This is a genomic window from Roseovarius litoreus, from assembly GCF_900142765.1.
Lineage (GTDB): Bacteria > Pseudomonadota > Alphaproteobacteria > Rhodobacterales > Rhodobacteraceae > Roseovarius > Roseovarius litoreus.
This window is the reverse complement of sequence record NZ_FRCB01000027.1, coordinates 1-1229: the sequence shown is the minus strand read 5'-3', so window position 1 is coordinate 1229 and position 1229 is coordinate 1. Positions and strand designations below refer to the sequence as shown.

The 1229-nt window shown below is 58.8% G+C and carries 1 protein-coding gene; it reads left to right on the top strand.

What is annotated here, in order from left to right; translation table 11 throughout:
• Positions 1-68 precede the first annotated feature (68 nt).
• A protein-coding gene (locus F3H35_RS18705) for an IS3 family transposase (RefSeq protein WP_149781040.1) occupies positions 69-1195 on the top strand; the annotation gives its coding sequence in 2 pieces (ribosomal slippage) (positions 69-333 and positions 333-1195; 1128 coding nt in all).
• Positions 1196-1229: the final 34 nt, after the last annotated feature.

Below are 1229 nucleotides of genomic sequence, written 5' to 3'. Positions count from 1 at the left end.
TGAGCTGCCCCCAGTGAAGTGGTCCACCAACCGGGATAGGATTATCCTGCAATTTGGAGGACCAGAGAATGGCTGGGAAACGAGAGACGCCAGAAGGCATTGTATCGAAACTTCGGCAAATCGAAGTGCTGCAAGGGCAAGGCATGACGGTCGCGGACGCGTCACGCCAGATCGGCATTACAGAGCAAACGTTCTATCGGTGGCGCAAGCAATATGGCGGAATGAGCCGCGGGCAGCTGAAGCGGCTGAAGGAACTTGAGAAAGAGAACCAGCGCCTGAGGCGCGCGGTCTCGGATCTGACGCTGGACAAGCTGATCCTCGCCGAGGCCGCAAAGGGAAACTTCTGAGCCCTTCACGTCGCCGCAGATGCATCGACCACGTGCGGCAGGCGCTCGGCATATCGGAACGCCGCGCCTGCCGCACCTTGGGACAGCACAGATCCACGCAGCGCAAGGTGCCGCGTGGCCGGCCAGACGAAGAGCGCCTGACCGAGGACATCATCGAATTGGCCAGGCAATACGGTCGCTACGGCTATCGCCCCGTGACCGCGCTGCTCAACCAGTCGGGCTGGCACGTGAACCACAAGCGGGTTGAGCGCATCTGGAAACGTGAAGGGCTGAAGGTTCCACCGAAGCAAAAGAAGAAAAGCCGGCTCTGGCTGAACGATGGATCATGTATCCGGCTTCGACCGGAGCGTCCAAACCATGTCTGGTCCTATGACTTCATGCAGGACCGGACAGCGGACGGCCGCACCTATCGCATTCTCAACATCATAGACGAGTTCACCAGGGAGGCGCTGATGATCCGCATAGACCGAAAGCTCAACTCGACCGATGTGCTTGATGCGCTGACGGACCTGTTCATCCTCCGCGGCCCGCCGGACTACATACGATCCGACAACGGTCCCGAGTTCGTGGCTCAGAAGGTCCGGGACTGGATCGCCGCAGTAGGTGCCAAGGCTGCGTTCATCGAGCCAGGATCGCCTTGGGAGAATGGATACTGCGAGAGCTTCAATGCACGCTTCCGGGACGAGTTGCTCAATGGCGAGCTCTTCTACTCAATAAAGGAGGCAAGGATCATCATCGAAGACTGGAGAAGACACTACAACACCGTTCGGCCTCACAGCGCCCTTGGATACCGGCCTCCCGCACCGGAAAGTATTGTCCAGATGGACCAGAGGCCGGTCATGCACTAACAATCAACTTGGACCACTTAGTGGGGGCAGCTCA